This is a genomic window from Legionella taurinensis (genome assembly GCF_900452865.1).
GTDB lineage: Bacteria > Pseudomonadota > Gammaproteobacteria > Legionellales > Legionellaceae > Legionella_C > Legionella_C taurinensis.
On the sequence record NZ_UGOZ01000001.1, the window covers coordinates 3,057,215 to 3,076,330 of the forward strand.

Below are 19,116 nucleotides of genomic sequence, written 5' to 3' on the forward strand. Positions count from 1 at the left end.
GGTTACGTGCTTCGCACCATGAAAACCAGAAAGGCAACAAAGGCAATCAGCACCAGCGCAAGGAGGCCCATGGTGGCAAAGCTTTTACTGAAATTTTCACTGGTAAATAAATCAGGCCGCCCTTTGACCGTGCGGAATAAATACCAAATGATTAAACCTGCGCCAATAAGCCCGAGTATTTGATATAAGGTTTCCATTAATTGTCCTCCGATTCGAAACTGAATGCATCTGAAAATAATTGTTCACGCGGCATGCCAGAGGCCACCAGGGCATCGCGGATGGCATACACCATGTCAAACGGTCCGGCGATAACAATCTGGTGGTTCAGCAAGGTGTCAGGGTAATCCGTTTGCACAACGGAGGCTACGTTTTCGCGGCTCTCCCCTGACAGCAAAGTGACGTAGCGAAAGCGGCTGACATGAGCCTGCCACTGCTTCACTTTATCATCCATGTATAAATCGCTTTGTGAGCGCGCGCCCCAATAGAGGGCAAACGCCCGGGCATCGCCGGTAGCCAGTAATTGTTCGATCATGGCCTTAACGGGAGCAAAACCCGTGCCGCCAGCAAGGAATAGCACAGGGCGATCCGGGTGCAACTGATTGAGAAAGCAATCGCCATAAGGCAAGGCTATCTGCACACGGCCTTCGCGTTTTATTTCTGCAAACAACGGCTGATTGTAGGGATTCCCCTGCTCATGGCGTATGTGCAATTCGTACTTATGCGAACCCAGCGGGGCATTGGCAATGGAAAAACTTAATGCGTCTTCACCACAAAGAATTTTTAAATACTGGCCGGGTTGATAGTCGATGAAGTGTTGCGGCGAAAGAGTTAATTCAATAATACTGTCGGTTAAGGGAGTAACGCGCTCCACCTGCGCCCAGGTCTTTTTAATGCTCATAACGACAGTCCCAGAGAATCCCAATAGCCGTCGACACGCTGAATAATCTCATCATCCATTTCAATGGCCTTACCCCATTCGCGCTGGGTTTCACCTTTCCATTTATGGGTCGCATCGATACCCATTTTAGAGCCTAATCCTGATACCGGTGAAGCAAAATCAAGGTAATCAATCGGGGTATTATCCAACAGGACGGTATCCCGCGAAGGGTCAACACGCGTGGTCATCGCCCAGATCACATCCTCCCATTGACGCGCATTAATGTCATCATCGCAGACAATAACAAATTTAGTGTACATGAATTGCCGTAAAAACGACCAGACAGCCATCATGATGCGTTTGGCATGGCCGGGGTATTGCTTTTTGATGGTAACGACAGCCAGACGGTAGGAACAACCCTCCGGTGGCAAATAAAAATCGACTATTTCTGGGAACTGCTTTTGTAACAGGGGAATAAATACCTCGTTTAAGGCCACCCCTAAAATGGCCGGCTCATCAGGCGGACGGCCAGTGTAGGTGCTGTGGTAAATGGGATCCGGGCGATGGGTGATACGCTCGACCGTCAACACGGGAAAATGGTCCACTTCATTGTAATAACCGGTGTGATCGCCGAACGGTCCTTCAGCCGCTTCTTCTCCGGGATTAATGTACCCTTCAAGAATAATTTCGGCGCTGGCAGGAACATGCAGATCACTGCCCAGGCATTGTGTTAATTGCGTACGCTGCCCACGTAATAACCCGGCAAAGGCATATTCGGATAACGTATCCGGTACAGGCGTCACCGCCGCAAGCAGGGTGGCAGGATCCGCGCCAAGCGTTACGGCCACGGGAAAACGCTCCCCCGGATAGGCGGCCTGCCAGGCCTGGTAATCCAGTGCACCGCCCCGATGAGACAGCCAACGCATGATCACTTTGTTTTTACCAATGACCTGCTGACGATAAATACCCATGTTTTCACGCGCCTGATGCGGGCCTTTAGTGGTCACCAAACCCCAGGTGATTAAAGGCGCTGCATCGCCAGGCCAGCAGGTCTGGACAGGCAAACGGCTAAGATCAACCTCATCGCCTTCAAACACATGGGTCTGGCAGGGGGCCTGGCTGATGTATTTAGGCGCCATCGTCAGCGCCTGCTTCAACAAGGGCAATTTGCTGAATGCGTCTTTAAAACCTTTCGGCGGCTCGGGCTCCTTAAGCGCAGCCAGCAAGACACCCACGTCCCGCAACGCACGGACCGATTCTTCTCCCATTCCCAGCGCCACACGCTCGGGGGTACCGAATAAATTGGTCAATACCGGCATGGCCGCCCCTTTGGGGCTGGTGAATAATAAAGCCGGGCCGGCTTTGCGTAAAACCCGATCGCTGATGACGGTCATTTCGAGAATGGGCGACACCGGGTAATCAATGCGTTGCAGCAAATGACGCGATTCAAGCTGGTCGATAAAATCACGTAAATCAGTATATTTCATGCCATCGTACAGGAGTTAAGTGAAGCAGGGATTATCGCACAAGATGCTTTTGGGCGATACGTGAGAAGCCTTTTCTCTTAAAGCAGCACTCTATGCTACTATAACCCTGTTCTAACCATCCGGATTGATGATGCCCAACGACCAGCAAACGACATTGACCACCATCATTAGCGCCTTAAAGCAGCTTAGACCCCAGATCATGTTATTTAAAGAGTCGATGCAGGATTTTAAAAAGCAACTGGAAACGGTCAGCGAAGAGGATGAATTGACCACCCTGGTGCAGGGTATTGATCAACGGGAAAAAGAACTGAATCAGTTATTGCAAAAGGCCGCCTCCGGCATGGATAAAACCCTGTTTGACGCCATTTGCCAGCAATGCGAAAGCGACAGTGAATTGACCGAAATCATGGCGGTATTTCACGCCGACAATAGCCTCGCCAACTTAATCACTACTACGCGGGAACGGCTCGGCGAACAAACGCTTTATGCCAAATTAAGTGGTGACGAGTTGCAAATGGCGAAAGATTTTATGCAGCGGCTTAAGCAATTAAGCTCCGTTGCACAACTGCTTGATGCTCAAAAGGAATTGTTTCGGCAGCGGCTTAAAGAAGCCGAGGATACTCAAACGGTTGATGAAATCGAAAATGACATTCTAGCGCAGCATGAAGGCATCACCAAAGTCTACAATGCCATCATTTTTTACCCCGACAATGAGCGTGTGGCTCAAGCCCTGGTTGAGTATTTTGAAACAAATCCGCAACGGTTAGCCTTAGTTCAAGCCTTTCATTTTTATGATTCGTTGATACAGGACCTGGCAGACGCTAAAACGCGGCTAAAACGCGCATAGTGGAAATTTGTCTGTCAAATTGATATAACTTCAGGTTGTCTGCGCATGAGATTTACCCGTGAGAAAAGAACATTCTGTATTTTTTTGTATCCTTTTGATGCTTCCTCTAGCAAGCGGGGCTGAAACAAACGAGGAATCACCTCCATTAAAAAAACCAACGCTCCTGGAAAAACAGGTGATGCAGCAGAAAAAAACCAGCGACAGCCCGAGCCTGATCGAACTGTACCGTCCCAACTACGTGTTGCCTTATTATTACACCAACAAACCCTACCACGCCATTTATCAGAACGCGACCCCCAATAATCAGGAAATCCAGAATGATGAATTTAAAGCGCAGATCAGTCTTAAAATTCCCATTTTCCGCCATGTCATCAAAGACAGGCCGTTAGCGCTTAATTTTTCCTACACGCAGCTCATGTATTGGCAGGTGTATGCCAAATCCCAGTATTTTCGTGAAACCAATTACGAACCAGAGTTATTTCTTGAGAATTACTTTAATCCCTATTTTGCTGCTCAACTCGGGCTTAACCATCAATCCAACGGCCGCGGCGGTTCCCTCGAACGCAGTTGGAATCGCGCATACACGCAGCTTAAATGGACGGGCAACCGCTGGCTGGTCAATTTACGACTGTGGGCATTAATCGACAAAGCCGAATCCAGTGATTTGCACAATCCGGATATCGCCCATTTTCTCGGGCATGATAATCTGGTGTTATCGCATCAGTTGCCCGGCGACTGGAAAGCCAGTCTGGAATTGCAGAATCTCGAAAGCGGTTTGCAACGCGGATTCGTGCAGGTGACGTTGTCCTACCCTATTCTGCAATCGCTCTCGGTTTACGGTCAGGTGTTCAGCGGCTATGGGCAAAGTCTGATTGAATACAATCACCGCACCACCAGTGCCGGGATTGGGATTGTTCTTAATGATTGGGTGAGTTAGGGAAGACAGCGCACATCAGGAAAACCGTCATGTGCGCTAGGGCTGCTGATTTTTAACGCTTCATTTCCTCAAAAAACTCAGCATTGGTCTTGTGATTTTTCATGCGCTCAAGGAGGAATTCAATCGCTTCACACTCTTCCATGGATTGCAGAATCTTACGCAGAATCCAGGTACGATGGAGATCTTCAGGACTTAAGAGCAGATCTTCACGGCGGGTACCGGAACGATTAATGTTGATGGCCGGGAATACACGACGCTCAGAGATATTACGGCTTAAGTGGATTTCCATGTTACCGGTTCCCTTGAACTCTTCGTAAATGACTTCATCCATTTTGGAACCTGTATCAACCAGGGCAGTCGCAATGATGGTCAGGCTGCCGCCTTCTTCCACATTACGGGCCGCACCATAGAGGCGCTTGGGACGCTGCAGGGCATTGGCATCCACACCCCCGGTGAGTACCTTACCGGAAGAAGGAATCACGGTGTTGTAGGCCCGCGCAAGACGGGTAATGGAGTCCAGCAGAATGATGACATCGCGCTTGTGCTCGACCAGACGCTTGGCTTTTTCAATGACCATTTCGGCCACCTGGACGTGACGGTTAGCGGGTTCATCGAATGTGCTGGCAACCACTTCGCCCTTAACAGAGCGCTGCATCTCGGTCACCTCTTCGGGTCGCTCATCAATCAACAACACAATCAGATAACAATCGGGGTAGCTTTTCTCAATCGAATGGGCAAGATTTTGCAGCATCAGTGTTTTACCCGCTTTGGGGGGAGACACAATCAAACCGCGCTGACCGCGGCCAAAGGGAGCGCATAAATCCACAACCCGGGCCGTTAAATCTTCTGTACTGCCATTGCCCTGCTCCATCACCAATCGCCGGGAAGCAAACAGAGGCGTTAAGTTTTCGAAGGAGATTTTACGTTTGGTGCTATCAGGGGAGTCAAAGTTAATCTGGTCAACTTTCAAGAGAGCAAAGTAGCGCTCATTGTCTTTGGGAGGACGAATTTTACCGTACACCGTGTCCCCTGTACGCAGGCCAAAACGTCGAATTTGACTGGGGGAAACGTAGGTGTCGTCAGGACCGGCCAAATAAGAGGCATCGACGGAACGCAGGAAGCCAAACCCATCGGGCAATACCTCCATCACACCGCCGCCCAGGATATCTTCTCCTTTGCTGGCGTGCGCTTTGAGGATAGCGAATAAAATATCCTGCTTGCGCATGCGTGACGTGTTTTCGACCCCCATTTCCTCGGCGATAGTAACGAGGTCACCAATGGGCATTTGCTTAAGTTCTATAAGATTCATACTTCTCACTTGAATGTGTTATTAAATGAAATGAATTTTCCAGGAAAATTTTATGGGAAAGTCAGCAAGGAAACTGCTGCCTACGGGTTTCATTCGTCAGTAACCAACCTTTTCATTTCTGAAATAACTTATTACGAAGTGTTGGTGTAATTTAGTAAATCAGAATAGTCTGGGATTGGTGACTTGAAAAATTAGCCACATATTGAAGCTTTATCGTATCACACCCTGGCCATGAAAGCCATCTTTTTTTACCCTGGCTGTGCAAGCAGCCAGGGTAAACCAAACATTACACATTGCTTTCAACGAAAGCGCTTAATTGGGATTTGGACAACAATCCCATTTTAACGGCCTCTACCTGCCCATTTTTAAACAGAATCAGGGTAGGAATACTCATCACGCCATACTTGGACGGCATTTGCTGATTTTCATCGATATTCAATTTGGCAAAGGTCACACTGTCGCCGTGACTGGCGGCAACCTCTTCAAGGATGGGAGTTAATGCGCGACAAGGACCGCACCATTCCGCCCAGAAATCAACCAGAACGGGTTTGTTGGAATTCAATACATCTTGTTCAAAACTCGCGTCCGTTACTGTTTTTATATAGTCACTCATGGATATAGCCCCTGATTTAGGTATTTGAAAAAAAGTATAGCAATTATAGATCACCCCAGACCGCTTGCAAAACACTAATGGCTGTAATCGCAGCCGTCTCCGTACGCAAAATACGCGGTCCAAGGCTTAACGGCAGAAAGCCCGCTTGCTGAGCCTCGTCGGATTCAGAGGGACTCAAGCCGCCTTCCGGACCAATTAACAGCATCGCTTCCTCCACGTGAAGGTTGCTGTAGCTTCGGTAATGATGCAGTGCACCCGGTTGCAGAATAAAGGCGGGAAAACCGTTTCTCTTTAATAAAACCTCGTGGAACGACAAAGGACTATGCACCAGCGGCACCTGATTGCGCCCGCACTGTTCACAGGCGGCGACGGCAATCGCCTGCCATTGTGCCTGCTTCTTATCAAGACGCGACGCATCGAGTTTGACCGCACAGCGCGCCGTGAACACAGGGCTGATGCTTGCGACACCGAGTTCCACTGCCTTTTGCACCACCCATTCCATCCGGTCGCCTTTGGAAATGCCCTGTGCCAGGTGAAGACGAAGCGGAGACTCCCTGTTAACCCGTTCGACATCCTTAAGCCTCACGGTCACCCGTTTTTTATGCACCGCCGTGATTTCGGCCTTAAACTCACGGTTATCACCAGAAAACAGAGTCAAAACCTCACCGGGCTGCATGCGCAGCACCACGCCAATGTGCTGACCTGCTTCTTCCGTCAACGTTAATTCCTGCCCAGCCAGGTAATCGCCAGGCTGGTAAATGCGTACGTCTCTCACCTTGACCCCTGCGCTTTAAGATGCCGCTTCACTGGTTAAATCGTCATCCAGCGCGAATTCGATTTGTTCGTGGTGCGCATTGTCGATAACCTGCTCTGACCAGTACAGCATGATCAGGCTGAATGGCAAAAGACAAACCATATCCCAGGGAAACTGCAAAAGACCCAGGCCGCCAAACGAACCCAGATAGGAGATCACCAGCAACACGGTCATGTAGGATAAGAACCAGAATAAACTCTGTCCACAGGCCCTGAGCGGCTTGCGGTTATAAATCAGGCTAATCACCAGTCCCGCCAGCAATGCCGCATACAATTTCCACAAAATCGCGAAACCACACCAATAGAGCATTAAATTACACACGTAAAACGCGATGTGCGAAAACAAGCCGCTGTAAGGCAATCTGAACGGCCTTGGAGTATCCGGCTGCAATCGTCTCATTGCCAGAAGACAAATGGGACCAATGCCGTAAGACAGGATGCTCGCTGACGATAAAAACGCCACCAGCTTCTGCCAGCCGGGAAAGGGCAGAAATGAAAACAACCCCACCAGGAAATTGGCATACAGCGTGACGTAAGGAATTTTATGGCGATTCACTTTAAGGAAAAATTCAGGCAGGTGATGATTTAATGCCATGCCGTACACGATGCGGGACGTAGCCGCAGTATAAACGAGCGTGGTGCCAAAGGGGGAAAAGGCCGCATCAATCATGAGCAGTGTGGCCACCACGGTTAAACCCAGCAGCAGGGTTAACCCGACCAACGGACCGCTGTCGCCCGGATAGTGGAGCGCCTGCCAGCCATTGCCCAGGTATTTTTGCGGCATGGCGGCAAGGAAGCTGAATTGCAGCATGAAATAGAGCGCAAAGCCAATTAACACCGCGCCAAGAATAGCGATGGGAATATCACGCTGCGGGTTTTTCACTTCGCCGGCCAGAATCAGGCCATTTTGAAATCCGGTAAAAGCAAAGGCCACGCCCCCAGCTGACAGGGCCGTAAAAATCTGCACCCAGCTTTGCTTATCGCCTAGATGGATGGAAATATTCGCCAGCGAAGGGCTGTTATGGAGCAGCGCTATAATGGCAATACTGGGCAGAATAAATTTGATGATGCTGGCGTATTTGTTACATTCCGCCAGCATTTTAATGCCGTAGGAATTGAGAATCACCACAAAGAGCATGATGGCGCCTGCGGCCACATACCCATACCCTGACAGGCTGAGCGCGGCGGGATCGCCTGCCATCAGAGCCGGGAAAAAATGGCTGGAGTATTGCAGTATCGCCTGAATTTCAATCGGGGTCATGACCACATAGGAAAGCCAGGATGTCCAGGCAAACAAAAAGCCCACCTCCTTGCCATGGGTGAACGTTGGGTAATTGGACATCCCGCCGGCAACGGGAAACATTGTCCCCAATTCACACAAGGGCAGGGCGATGAATAGCATGAACAAAGCGGCGATAACCCAGCTTACCAAGGCATTGCTTCCGGCCATCTGTGCACTGATGAAGGGGCTGAACAGCCAGCCTGAGCCAATCATTCCACCGGCGGAGGCGACCAAGATATTTGTTCTCGAAATATCGCGTTTTAACATGTGTTTTTTCCTTCTATCGCCTGTCTGGTTCCCTCGGCCAAAGTGGCTTGCCCCCAGGACCCGTTGTTACTTCACATCGCCTGACTGTTTTTTAACCAAATCAAGATTAAGTTAAGCGAATGAATAGACAAAACCTTTTTCGATGGTATCATTACAGCGCTTTTTCAGGAAGTAATGTAATGATTTAATGGAGTAAATATCGTGAAGTATTTTGTTAAAAAAACCGCTTGTCTCGCCTGGGCTTTCGCTTTTGCAGCACCTGCTTTCTCCGGCACCATGGGTGCAGCGGAAGATCAGGGCCACCACTTTTTCTTCAGCGTCGCCCCTTTTTATGGCGCCATCACTGACGAAGGGATTAATAAACTGGTTTTTGCCGAGCAGGCAACGCCCACAGGCCAGGTGACTGCCTTCCTGCCGGATGGTGAATCCGACTGGGGTTATACCTTAAGTCTGGGCTATGCGTTTGATCCTAACCATGAGCGCGATCTGGTGCTGACCTATTCCCATCTGTCAACCGAAACCAGCAAAAGCATTGCCGTGGGCGAGGACGGCCTTATCATCAACCGTTTAAGCCAGCTTGCCAATTTCGGCCCTCAGTACGTCAGAGGCCCCGCGTCAGCCGGTATAAGTGCGGATTATGAATACCAGACTGCCGATTTGATTACCAATCATTACTTCCCATCCGAACAATTTAACCGTGTCGAGTTTTCCCGCTTTTACGGCATCAAGGCGACGGAATTTAGAAAGGGATTCACAGCCGATTACAACGGCCGTTTCATCAACGTTATCGCCGGGACAAACGTACCCTCAATCGACAACATCAATTACTCCGCCAAGTATTACGGAATCGGTCCACGCATCGGTATGGGCGGCAAGTGGCGGTTAAACCGCATTTTCAGTGTCGGCGGCGATGTATCGGCATCCATCTTGGTCGGCTCCTATAAAAACGAGTGGAATGAAACGCTGTCCGTTGACACGTTGTTCCTTGGTGAACTGCCTCCAGGTCCGTTTCATAGCTACACTCAAGTCACCAACAGCCGAGCCTGGGTATCGCCTGTATTAGCCGGAAATCTGGCCGTTGCCGCTGATTTTGATGTCAGAAGCGCCAATCATATCCGCTTTGAAGGCGGCATCGGTTCCGAACAATACCTGCCCCACCTGTCGCCCGATTCCTACCGTGCCAAGGAAGGGGATAATGTCCTTTATATTCCTCAGCATTTCTCCATTAGAAACGTCTTCATCAAATTCACTTATTTCTGCTAATGGATCCTCACAAGGCTTGATTCCCATCAAGCCTTGTTTTGTTTTTTTGGAGGTATGGTCGTGCAAATGAGTCAGTTGGATCAGCAGCATGTACGCGACAAAGTTATTCCTATTCACCAGCAAATTCATCCTACTGCCCTGATTGCCCAGGGAGCAAGAATCGGATCCAATGTTAGCATTGGTCCGTTTTCTGTCATTGGCGAACACGTTGCCATCGGCGCCAACACCGTCATCGGATCCCACGTCGTCATTGAAGGCTGGACTACCATCGGCGAACGCAATCAGATTTATACCGGCGCCGTCATTGGCTCTGTTCCGCAGGATTTGAAATTCAATGGCGAAAAAAGTTTTGTTTCGTTGGGCAATGACAATATCGTTCGCGAATACGTCACCATCAGCCGAGGCACCGCCGGCGGAGGGAGTGAAACCAGAATTGGCAACGCCAACCTGTTAATGACCGGTTGCCATGTTGCCCATGATGTGCAAATGGGGAATCATAATGTGATAGCCAATACCGTGGCGATAGCGGGACATGTCATTATTGAGGACTGGGTGACAGTCGGGGGTGTTTCGGGCATTCATCAATTCAGTAAATTAGGTTCTCTGTCGATGGTTGGAGCAAAAAGTTACATCAATAAAGACGTACCTCCCTTTGCTCTGGTTCAGGGTAATCCAGCCAAACTATTTGGAGTCAATATTGAACGCCTGCGCCGTAATCAGTTTAAACCCCAGCAGCGTCTGCTTATCCAACGCGCTTACAAAATCCTTCATCGCTGCAATTATCATTTACCCAATGCCATTGCCGAAATTGAACAGGACTTGTTGCCGGATGAGCAAATCGCCTGCCTGCTCCATTTTCTTCGTCACAGTGAACGCGGCATTTGCCGGGGGAATCGCGAATGAAATCCTTGCGTTTTAATCAAAATCACGGCCCGTTCAGCTTAGCCACCTTAGCCCGGGTTTCTGACGCTGCACTGCATAACCCCGAGGATAGCGATTGCCTTATTCATCAGGCAGCACCTCTCGATGAAGCCAAAGAAACAGACATTGCCGTATTCCATAATCTAAAATACATTAAGGCGTTTAAAAACACCGCTGCAGGGGCCTGCATCATTTTCCCGGATGCGGTTAAACATGCCCCGCCGGCCATGAAATTACTGGTTCATCACAACCCTTATAAAGCCTTCGCCCTGGTCATGCAGCATTTTTATTCACGCCCCAAAGAAGCACCAGGTATTTCTCCCCAGGCTTTTATTGCCAGAAGCGCTTCCATTGGCAAAGGGTGCGTTATTCAGCCTGGGGCTTACATTGGTGAACGTGCCGTCATCGGCGAGGGGAGCGAAGTTGGCGTGAACAGTTACATCGGCCATGACGTGATCATTGGTAACAATTGTCGCATAGAAAACAACGTCAGCATCACCAATACCCTGATGGGCAACAACGTGGTGATCTATACCGGCGCCAGAATTGGACAGGAAGGATTTGGTTTTGCCACGGATGCAGGTGGCCATTACAGTATTCCTCATATCGGCTGCGTCATCATTGGTAACAACGTGGAAATAGGCGCCAATACTTGCGTGGATCGAGGTTCCGTTAAAGACACTATTCTTGAGGATCATTGCCGTATCGATAACCTGGTGCAGATTGGTCACAATGTTACCATTGGCCGCGGCAGCATCGTGGCCGGCACTTCCGGGATTGCCGGCAGTTCCCACCTGGGGGAATTTGCGACCGTAGGCGGGGGCGTCAGCGTGGTTAACCACGCGAAAGTCGGCAACGGCGCCATGGTATTAGCCCACTCGCTGGTCATTAACGATGTGCCGCCCGGGACACGGACAGGAGGAACCCCCGCCATCGAGGCCCGCCAATGGCATAAACAATCATTAATCTTGAAAAAATTATGCCGATGAAGGCACTGCCTGGATGAGTTTGATAACCGCCATGGCGGCCTTGCTATTGGCATCCTGCCTTAACTGCTGATGCAACTGCTCAAATTTTTCCACTACCCTGGCAGGGGCGTCGCCCTTGGCCAATTTCTCTAAAAGGCATTGGCTGATGGCCTCAGGCCTCGCCTGCTTTTGAATAAATTCCGGCACCAGCCCTTCATTGGCCAGCAGGTTAGGCAGTGCAATGTAGTTGATTTTAAGCTGCGGAGCAATGATCAGGTGACTCAATGCGCTCCATTTATACGCGACCACCATGTTGCATTTTAACAGCATGGCTTCCAAGGTTCCCGTACCCGATTTAACCAACACCACATTGGCCAGCGCCATGGCCTCTCTGGCACCTCCCTGTTGAAGTTTTATCTTAAGATGAGAATAACCTGATGCACGCCATTGCGCTTCGAACAGAGTGATGGCTTTTAAGGTGGCCAAGGGCACGATAAAAGTAAGATCGGGCCGTTTCCGGCTCAGTCGATTCATCACGTCAAGGTACAAAGGACCCAGGTAACGAAGCTCGCCAAGACGACTGCCAGGCAGCAGGGTGATGAGGGCATCGGAATCAGCATAACCGGCCTGTTTTCTTAGATGCCTTTTATCCATTTGCGGGTCAATCATATCCGCCAGTGGATGGCCAACGAAGCAGACCGGGACCTCGTATCGCTGATAAAATGCCTTTTCAAAAGGGAACAGGGTCAAGACCAAGTCCACCGCTTCCTTGATTTTATACACCCGTTTTGGCCGCCAGGCCCATACTTTGGGACTGACATAATGGATGGTTTTTATCCCTTGTTGTTTAAGCTTTTTCTCGACGACCAGATTAAAATGGGCATAATCAATACCGATAAACACGTCAGGGGGATTCATTGTCAATTCCCTGATTAATCGTTTACGCAAAAAAAGCAGCTGCAGATAACGCCCCAAGACATCGGTAATCCCCATGACCGAGAGGTATTCCATGGCAAAAAAAGAATAAAATCCCTGGCTTTGCATTTGCGGGCCGCCGATGCCGAAAAAAGTGACATTCCCAAGCCGCTCTTTAAGCGCCGCAATTAATCCAGCCCCTAATAAATCCCCTGAAGGTTCCCCCGCTACAATGGCTATTTTTATTGGACGCTCGCCCATCCCTTACTACTCTGCGGAATTTTAAGTAAACCGACTATAGTGGACATTCCCTTGCTTTACAATGCACACGGTGCTGGTAAAATTCACGTTTTGTGCTGTGAGAGTGCTATGGAACACAAGGAAACATCCCATGAGCCATCCGTCACCTGGTTAGGGCGGCTGTTTTACCATGCATTCCATAAACCGACTTCTCAAACCCACACCAACATCCATGCTGTCTTTGGAAATCGACTATCGGACAAACAAAAAAAACAATTGATTATGGCTTTTTATTCCCACATGATCACGCTGTTTAAAGAGTTGATTATTTGTCTGTTACGGGGAGTGAAACCCCTGAAAAGAAAAACGGATATGCAGGGGCTTGAACATTTATTGGAAGCCGTAAAGCAAAACAAGGGCGTCCTGCTGCTCACTGGCCATTTTGGCAACTGGGAAATTGGTTGCCCCCTCTGTTATGTCATGCTCCCTACCTCTAACCCGGCCTATGCTGTACGCAAACCCATTAAACGCGCCTGGGCGGAAAAATTGCTATTTGCTAATTACCGACGTCACGGCTTAACCATTATCCCTAAAAACAAGGCCAGAGGCCCTATCCTTGACGCCCTCAGACGGCAAGGCTTGGTCTTTATCACCTTTGATCAACGAGCGCCAGCGGAATCAAAAGGGACGTTACTCACTGATTTTTTAAATTTGCCAGCCTACACTTATCAGGGTTTGGCTTTATTAGCCAACGAATCGGGTGCCCCTGTCGTTCCTGTTTCCTGCCATCGATTACCGAGAGGCAGGCATCGGATCGAATTTCATCCCGCACTCACCTGGCAGGAGGATCCAGATTCAGCCGCTGCCCTATTAAAAAACACCGTGATTTATAACCAAACACTGGAGAGGCTGCTGTTGCGTCATCCCGAGCAGTGGATTTGGTCTTATAAGCGCTGGCAACTCTAAAGGACCCGGAGCATCCATGCCGCAAATCTCCCTCGATAATCTTAAAATCACTGCCGTTGGCCGCCTGATGTATTATCTCGTCCCGCTGCGCAAGCGCATTATCATGAAAAACATAGAGCGCGTTTTTAAATGCCATTCCAAACAGGAAAAAATGAATCTGGCCAAAGCCTTTTATTCCCACTTTTTAACAACACTCAAAGAAATCATTTCTATACGATGGTGCAATCATGACAAGCTGAGAGAGGGAATAGAAATCGAAGGCCTTGAGCATCTCCTGTCTGCCCATGCACAACAACGCGGCGTGATTTTACTTTGTGCTCACGTAGGCAATTGGGAATATGCTCCCTTACTGGGCTTCCCCACGATTGCGGCCCTTTCTGGCCGCTTTTATTTTGTCCGCCGTGCAATCCGTATCAAATGGTTGCAAAAAATCCTGTTCCAGCGCTTTCAAAAGGCAAATCTTGCCATCATTGACAGCCGCGACATGTTTAAACACGCACGAAAATTGCTGCGTGACAATAACGTCCTGGTGTTTACATTTGACCAGCATGCCAGCATAGATGGACGTCATGGTATTGCCGTTGATTTTTTTGGCAGCAAAGCAGGAACCTATAAGACGCTTGCTTTCCTGGCAGGTAAAACAGGGGCGTTGGTTGTCCCCGGCGCCACCTATAGACTCAACAAAAAACACCATGTTCTCCAGTTCTATCCCGCCCTCGTCTGGAAAGAAAATGAGGATTGGGAGCAGGCCCTGCATGACAACACCCGAATTTATAATCAGGCCATTGAGCAATTCATCCTGGCCAATCCTGCCCAATGGTTATGGCCGCATCGGCGCTGGAAATTAGACGACCTGGAAAAAAGCGGTTGATTCTGTTGCGGCCCGCCGCTGTGGCTGTGCTAAGATTAGCATTTTGCTAATCAGGAACCATTATGAGTAACACACGCATTGAAACGGACAGCATGGGCGAAATTGCTGTGCCCGCGTCCCGGTATTGGGGCGCGCAGACAGAACGTTCGCTGCATCACTTCAACATTGGCCGCGACATCATGCCGCGAGAGGTCACCCATGCCTTTGGCATTTTGAAAAAAGCAGCGGCGTTAACCAATCTTGAGCTTGGCAAGTTAAGCCAGGATAAAGCCGATTTAATCATCAAAGCCGCCGATGAAGTCAGTGCCGGCGTGCTTGATGAGCACTTCCCCCTGCACGTGTGGCAAACCGGCAGCGGGACCCAATCCAATATGAATGCCAATGAAGTCATATCCAACCGCGCCATTGAACTGGCCGGAGGTGTCATGGGCAGCAAAACACCAATTCATCCCAATGATCATGTCAACATGTCGCAATCGTCAAACGACACCTTTCCTACCGCCATGCACATCGCCGCTGCCCTGGCTTTCAAGCAGAAATTAATACCCGCCGTGCAGCATCTGCGCGATGCGCTCGCGGACAAAATGAACCGTTTTAACCGCATCGTTAAAATTGGCCGTACGCATCTGCAGGATGCGGTACCCCTGACGTTAGGCCAGGAGTTTTCAGGTTACGTAGCCCAGCTCGATGCCTGCCTGCATCGTTTTGAGGCGGTGCTGCCAGAGCTTTATGAACTGGCGCTAGGGGGCACTGCTGTTGGTACAGGGTTAAACACTCATCCCCAGTTTGCAGACAAAGCCGCTACGCATATCGCCACATTGACACAATTGCCCTTTGTGTCGGCACCCAATAAATTCGCGGCCTTAGCTTCTCATGAAGCACTGGTGATGGCACACAGCACCATGAAAGCCTTAGCCTGTGCTTTAATGAAAATTGCCAATGACGTGCGCTGGTTGGGCTCAGGTCCTCGCTGTGGCTTGGGCGAATTGATTCTGCCTGAAAATGAACCCGGTTCTTCCATCATGCCCGGTAAGGTTAATCCGACCCAGTGCGAGGCCATGACCATGGTTTGCGCTCAGGTGATCGGCAATGACACCAGTGTCGCGGTGGCAGCAAGTCAAGGGAATTTCGAACTCAACGTCTTTAAGCCGGTCATTATTTTTAATGTCCTGCATTCTCTGAATCTGCTGGCAGACACCTGCCATTCATTCCAGGAGTTTTGTGTGGAAGGGCTTGAAGCCAATGAAGCAAAAATTGAGTATTACCTTAAAAATTCACTGATGCTGGTGACCGCGTTAAATCAACACATTGGTTACGACAAAGCAGCCAAAATTGCCAAAACCGCTCATCATGACAACACGTCGCTTCAGGAGGCCGCAGTCAAGCTGGGTTACCTCACAGCCGAGCAGTTTAATGAGTATGTTAAACCGGAAGAAATGATTTCACCTCGCTAATCCTTACGGTCATTCTCGTTACTCAACAGGGCGCTGATAGGTTGCGCCCTGTTGGTAAACACCCATCGAATACCGCGATTCAATTCCCGATACAAGCTGTTTTTTGAATCGACGAATCCAACCCCCACCTGCTGCCTGACTGCCGTGAGCGGTTTGATTTTTTTATTGCTCAATAACAAATAATGACCTAAAACCCCACCGTAATTTGCTTTTAAACTCAAGGAGCAGAACGCTTGCACGTTATTATGTTCCGGGACGAGAAGGAGGGCTGCCCGCGGGAAACGCATTAAGGGGCGAAGCAATGCCTCATCAAGACTGATCAGATGGTAATCGTCAATCGGGGTTAATGCCTGCAGGGATTCATACAACAGGGCCTCATCCACCGGGGTTTTCAATTCAATAAACAAATGAAGACGCTTGCCATAACGGCCGATGACCTCCGCTAGCGAAGGGATGTCCGGGACCAGTTCCCGCAAGTCTTGAAAAGACAAATCGCCAATCGCTTCAGGCCGCTGCCATAATCGCATAAGGGTGGGGTCATGATGCACGACAAAAACACCATCCGCAGTGCTTCGCACATCCAGTTCAATTCCCCAACAATGGCAGCTTAGGGCGCGGGCAAAGGCCGCGTCCGTATTTTCGATAACCTGGCGGTCATGGGCACCACGATGGGCAATCACGCGCGCCTGTTTAAGAGTCTCACGCGATGGCCTTCCACGTGGAATGACCGCCATGATGTTATTGATGCACCGTTCAATCACCGTGACTAAAGACATGAGGACTTCCTGAGTTTTAACCGTGTGTTTTGTTAAAAATTCAACTATAACAAGAATACATGGGTAATAGAGAGACAGAAAAACACTTTATTTCATAAAATACTCGAATAATCATTGACAGACCCAACGTTCTTGAGTATTTTACCGTCCTATGCCGAGGTGGTGGAATTGGTAGACACGCTAGCTTCAGGTGCTAGTGGGGGTGACCCCGTGGAGGTTCGAGTCCTCTTCTCGGTACCATTGAACTATTTTACAACAGTTTTTAATAGTTCAAAATAGTACGTAACACCTTGATTTATATTGTAATAATACTGACTTCTTCCTCTCAAATCTTTCTCAACTATTCGTTATTTTTCGTATATAACCGCGTGTACTTTGGGTAAGATCTTGGGTAAGATTTTTTATCTCTCTCTATCCAAAGTTGCTGCTTAGTTGAGGGAATTACAAATGCTTTCAGATGCAAAGGTCAAATCATTAAAAATAGAAGATGGTAAGCGTCATGCTGATCGAGATGGGTTAGTATTGGAAATAAGGCCAAGTGGAAAAAAGGTCTTCCTTTTTCGCTTCCAATGGGAAAAGAAACCACAGACAATCACCTTAGGCAACTATCCAAGCCTAAGCGTGGCAGATGCCCGGATAAAAACAACCTCACTTCGTGACTTACTCAATAAAGGAATTGATCCCAGAAAAGGCGAGATTAATGAGCAAAGCAAACTTACCTTTCGAGAAGTAGCAGAACAGTGGCATCAAAAAAACACACATCGATGGAAACCCGTTACTAGTAATCGCCACTACAAGAGCCTTACTAATCATATCTATCCTTTCATTGGTGATAAACCCGTCGATGAAGTGACTAAAACAGAACTTTTAAAAATCATTCAACCACATGAAATGCAAGGTCATCATGAAGTAGCTCACCGTTTACATGATAGATTAGAAACGATTTTTGCATTTGCTGTAGGCGCATCCCTTACAGATAACTATCCCTTTATTGGCCTGAAAAAAGCATTAGCCCCCAAGCCACGAGTGACTAATCAACCAGCAATACATCCTGATGAAGCACATCAAATGCTAGCTATTATTAAAAACACTCCTGGTAGAAAAATAGTCAAAATCTATACGGAGTTACTTGCTCATGTCTTTACAAGGCCATCAGAACTAAGACTTGCTCAATGGTCTGAATTCAATTTGCAACAAGCAGAATGGAATATACCGGCCGAACGTATGAAAATGGCAGCAGCACATTGGGTTCCTTTATCTGCAAGAGTGTTAGAATTACTTAAAGAATTACGGCTAATTACTGGTTTTACACCCTATCTATTTACTTCCTCGTCTAGCAAAACACCTCAACCTATTAGCGAAACAAGCGCACGTAAACTTATCCATAATACCGGGTATAAAGAACTTCATACCTTGCATGGTTTTCGTGCACTGGCATCAACGGTATTACATGAACAGGGGAATTTTAGAAGTGATGCTATTGAGGCTCAACTTGCGCACAAAGTACAGGGTGTACGGGGTGTTTATCTTCGCGCGGATTTTAAACAGGAACGTAGACAACTGATGGATTGGTACAGCAGTTGGTTAATTTCTAATGTGCAACAAGAAAGTCTGACTAGGAATCTTTGAAAGGGGGGGGCTCAGCATGGATGTAATATTAACAGGCAATCTCGAAGCCGATGAGTCGCTTCAGGCAAAGGAGCGTATTTTTAAGATTTACGGAAAACTCAGTCAACTATTTGGATATGCGTTGCCTATAGATATGTTGTACAAGAGCGTTCAGTCTTGGAATAAGTGGTGCTTAGAATATGATGATGTAACCAAAATACAAATTGATCTTGAACGAAATAGTATCATCATGTGCATTTCCAATTTAAAAAAAGGGTTGGCTGCCTTAGAAAAAATGAAGATGAATAATCCATACAACTTTAACCCGTTAGCTGCAAACAATTGTAATTATGATGTTCTCATTCTTGCAATGAATGAAGAAATCAAAAAATTAAAGCAAACTTTGACTTTTTTATCTTTGAAGAAAAATCCGGTATTAAATAAAGAAAAAATTAAGCTAACTGGGTTCATTTCCGTTTTTAGTTATGCCGAAGAGTGTGGGTTAAAAGCTCCGTTAAAGGTAGGAAGAGGAAATAAAAATCCTATTATTGAATTTGCCATGATAGTAACAAACATCCCAGACCGGGAAATGGTACTTCGTTATTATAAAAACTATAAAAAATGGAAGGATGGAAAAATCTCATTAATTTAAATACATTTTGCTCTATTAAATATCGTTTTCTCTGGGGGGATTTTTTTAAG

The 19,116-nt window shown here is 48.2% G+C and carries 19 protein-coding genes and 1 tRNA gene; 11 read left to right on the forward strand and 9 right to left on the reverse strand.

Annotated elements, in window-relative coordinates; genetic code table 11:
• Window positions 1-2: 2 nt before the first annotated feature.
• The 3 genes from DYE45_RS14055 to ubiD are packed head-to-tail and all read right to left on the reverse strand — an operon-like array spanning window position 3 to window position 2,364.
• Window positions 3-197 (reverse strand): hypothetical protein, encoded by a 195-nt coding sequence (locus tag DYE45_RS14055; protein ID WP_108290938.1) that lies wholly within the window; start codon window positions 195-197, stop codon window positions 3-5.
• The gene (locus tag DYE45_RS14060) at window positions 197-898 is read right to left on the reverse strand and encodes an NAD(P)H-flavin reductase (protein ID WP_108290940.1); all 702 of its coding nucleotides are present in this window, start codon (window positions 896-898) and stop codon (window positions 197-199) included. Before DYE45_RS14060 ends, DYE45_RS14055 begins: the two co-directional genes overlap by 1 nt.
• Window positions 895-2,364, reverse strand: a complete 1,470-nt coding sequence (gene ubiD, locus DYE45_RS14065; RefSeq protein ID WP_108290942.1) for a 4-hydroxy-3-polyprenylbenzoate decarboxylase — start codon at window positions 2,362-2,364, stop codon at window positions 895-897. Before ubiD ends, DYE45_RS14060 begins: the two co-directional genes overlap by 4 nt.
• A 127-nt stretch (window positions 2,365-2,491) precedes the next feature.
• Here ubiD and DYE45_RS14070 point away from each other — a divergent pair, with 127 nt between their 5' ends.
• Window positions 2,492-3,211 (forward strand): hypothetical protein, encoded by a 720-nt coding sequence (locus DYE45_RS14070; RefSeq protein ID WP_133138197.1) that lies wholly within the window; start codon window positions 2,492-2,494, stop codon window positions 3,209-3,211.
• A gap of 97 nt (window positions 3,212-3,308) precedes the next feature.
• The gene (locus DYE45_RS14075) at window positions 3,309-4,148 is read left to right on the forward strand and encodes a phospholipase A (protein WP_108290946.1); all 840 of its coding nucleotides are present in this window, start codon (window positions 3,309-3,311) and stop codon (window positions 4,146-4,148) included.
• A gap of 52 nt (window positions 4,149-4,200) precedes the next feature.
• Here the strand turns inward: DYE45_RS14075 and rho are convergent, their stop codons facing one another.
• From rho to DYE45_RS14095, 4 genes are all read right to left on the reverse strand, one after another.
• The gene (gene rho / locus DYE45_RS14080; protein ID WP_108290948.1) at window positions 4,201-5,457 is read right to left on the reverse strand and encodes a transcription termination factor Rho; all 1,257 of its coding nucleotides are present in this window, start codon (window positions 5,455-5,457) and stop codon (window positions 4,201-4,203) included.
• 286 nt (window positions 5,458-5,743) lie between these two features.
• Window positions 5,744-6,070 carry a thioredoxin gene (gene trxA / locus DYE45_RS14085; protein WP_058532582.1) on the reverse strand — a complete coding sequence of 109 codons (327 nt, stop codon included), beginning with the start codon at window positions 6,068-6,070 and terminating at the stop codon, window positions 5,744-5,746.
• A gap of 43 nt (window positions 6,071-6,113) precedes the next feature.
• A complete protein-coding gene (locus DYE45_RS14090; protein ID WP_108290950.1) occupies window positions 6,114-6,845 on the reverse strand; it encodes a 16S rRNA (uracil(1498)-N(3))-methyltransferase in 732 nt (243 codons plus the stop codon).
• Window positions 6,846-6,860: 15 nt separating this feature from the next.
• Window positions 6,861-8,432 carry an APC family permease gene (locus tag DYE45_RS14095; RefSeq protein ID WP_108290952.1) on the reverse strand — a complete coding sequence of 524 codons (1,572 nt, stop codon included), beginning with the start codon at window positions 8,430-8,432 and terminating at the stop codon, window positions 6,861-6,863.
• Between the two features lie 201 nt (window positions 8,433-8,633).
• Between DYE45_RS14095 and DYE45_RS14100 the strand changes: the two genes are divergently transcribed.
• Genes DYE45_RS14100 through lpxD form a run of 3 tightly spaced genes read left to right on the forward strand, consistent with a single transcriptional unit; the run spans window position 8,634 to window position 11,605 of the window.
• Window positions 8,634-9,695 carry an Lpg1974 family pore-forming outer membrane protein gene (locus tag DYE45_RS14100; RefSeq protein WP_108290954.1) on the forward strand — a complete coding sequence of 354 codons (1,062 nt, stop codon included), beginning with the start codon at window positions 8,634-8,636 and terminating at the stop codon, window positions 9,693-9,695.
• A 60-nt stretch (window positions 9,696-9,755) separates the two neighbouring features.
• Window positions 9,756-10,598, forward strand: coding sequence for an acyl-ACP--UDP-N-acetylglucosamine O-acyltransferase (lpxA, locus tag DYE45_RS14105; RefSeq protein WP_108291376.1), 843 nt, complete (start codon window positions 9,756-9,758; stop codon window positions 10,596-10,598).
• The gene (gene lpxD, locus DYE45_RS14110; protein WP_108290956.1) at window positions 10,595-11,605 is read left to right on the forward strand and encodes a UDP-3-O-(3-hydroxymyristoyl)glucosamine N-acyltransferase; all 1,011 of its coding nucleotides are present in this window, start codon (window positions 10,595-10,597) and stop codon (window positions 11,603-11,605) included. The genes lpxA and lpxD overlap by 4 nt, the downstream gene beginning before the upstream one ends.
• Here the strand turns inward: lpxD and lpxB are convergent.
• Window positions 11,594-12,760, reverse strand: a complete 1,167-nt coding sequence (gene lpxB / locus DYE45_RS14115; protein WP_108290958.1) for a lipid-A-disaccharide synthase — start codon at window positions 12,758-12,760, stop codon at window positions 11,594-11,596. The two genes, lpxD and lpxB, sit on opposite strands and share 12 nt — an antisense overlap.
• Before the next feature lie 108 nt (window positions 12,761-12,868).
• Between lpxB and DYE45_RS14120 the strand changes: the two genes are divergently transcribed.
• From DYE45_RS14120 to fumC, 3 genes are all read left to right on the forward strand, one after another.
• Window positions 12,869-13,705, forward strand: coding sequence for a lysophospholipid acyltransferase family protein (locus tag DYE45_RS14120; protein ID WP_108290960.1), 837 nt, complete (start codon window positions 12,869-12,871; stop codon window positions 13,703-13,705).
• A 16-nt stretch (window positions 13,706-13,721) separates the two neighbouring features.
• Window positions 13,722-14,576, forward strand: coding sequence for a lysophospholipid acyltransferase family protein (locus DYE45_RS14125; protein WP_108290962.1), 855 nt, complete (start codon window positions 13,722-13,724; stop codon window positions 14,574-14,576).
• Between the two features lie 62 nt (window positions 14,577-14,638).
• Window positions 14,639-16,030: a class II fumarate hydratase gene (fumC, locus tag DYE45_RS14130; RefSeq protein WP_108290964.1), complete on the forward strand. Its 1,392-nt coding sequence runs from the start codon at window positions 14,639-14,641 to the stop codon at window positions 16,028-16,030.
• Here the strand turns inward: fumC and DYE45_RS14135 are convergent.
• On the reverse strand, window positions 16,027-16,806 hold the full coding sequence (locus DYE45_RS14135) for a glycerophosphodiester phosphodiesterase (RefSeq protein ID WP_108290966.1): 780 nt from the start codon (window positions 16,804-16,806) through the stop codon (window positions 16,027-16,029). The two genes, fumC and DYE45_RS14135, sit on opposite strands and share 4 nt — an antisense overlap.
• 153 nt (window positions 16,807-16,959) lie before the next feature.
• On the opposite strand from DYE45_RS14135, the gene DYE45_RS14140 reads away from it, so the two are divergent.
• The 3 genes from DYE45_RS14140 (at window position 16,960) to DYE45_RS14150 (ending at window position 19,066) form a co-directional block, all read left to right on the forward strand.
• A tRNA-Leu gene (locus DYE45_RS14140) sits at window positions 16,960-17,046 on the forward strand.
• A 207-nt stretch (window positions 17,047-17,253) separates the two neighbouring features.
• Window positions 17,254-18,435, forward strand: coding sequence for a tyrosine-type recombinase/integrase (locus tag DYE45_RS14145; RefSeq protein ID WP_115301018.1), 1,182 nt, complete (start codon window positions 17,254-17,256; stop codon window positions 18,433-18,435).
• Window positions 18,436-18,451: 16 nt separating this feature from the next.
• On the forward strand, window positions 18,452-19,066 hold the full coding sequence (locus DYE45_RS14150) for a hypothetical protein (protein ID WP_115301019.1): 615 nt from the start codon (window positions 18,452-18,454) through the stop codon (window positions 19,064-19,066).
• The last annotated feature ends 50 nt before the right edge of the window (window positions 19,067-19,116 follow it).